General features: G+C 57.5%; 1 protein-coding gene. It reads right to left on the bottom strand.

Features of this window, described 5'->3' with window-relative positions; translation table 11 throughout:
- On the bottom strand, positions 1–252 hold a 252-nt coding region (locus tag HBA93_RS22325; RefSeq protein ID WP_221724698.1), incomplete at both ends, for a hypothetical protein.

The following is a 252-nucleotide window of genomic DNA, read 5'->3' as shown; positions in this document are numbered from 1 at the left end:
GTTCAGCCCAGCTGCACGTGTTTGCTCATCAGCAAAACCCATTAACCGCCGCCCGATCCCGCGAACACGCGGATCACGCGAAGCAATGAGCAATAATACATAATTTTCCGGTCGCGTTGCTGCCGCCACATAGGGCATGGCATCACCCAGCACGATCGACCCGCAAATGCCCAGTTCCGCATCTTCAGCAACCCATGCGCCGGGCAAAGAGCAGGCATCGGTAATGCGCTGCACCCGCTCTGGTGAAACAGA

Source organism: Ochrobactrum sp. SFR4, assembly GCF_019730395.1.
Taxonomy (GTDB): Bacteria; Pseudomonadota; Alphaproteobacteria; order Rhizobiales; family Rhizobiaceae; genus Pseudochrobactrum.
Note: the sequence above shows the minus strand (reverse complement) of the source record. Positions and strands in the feature narration are given on the sequence as shown.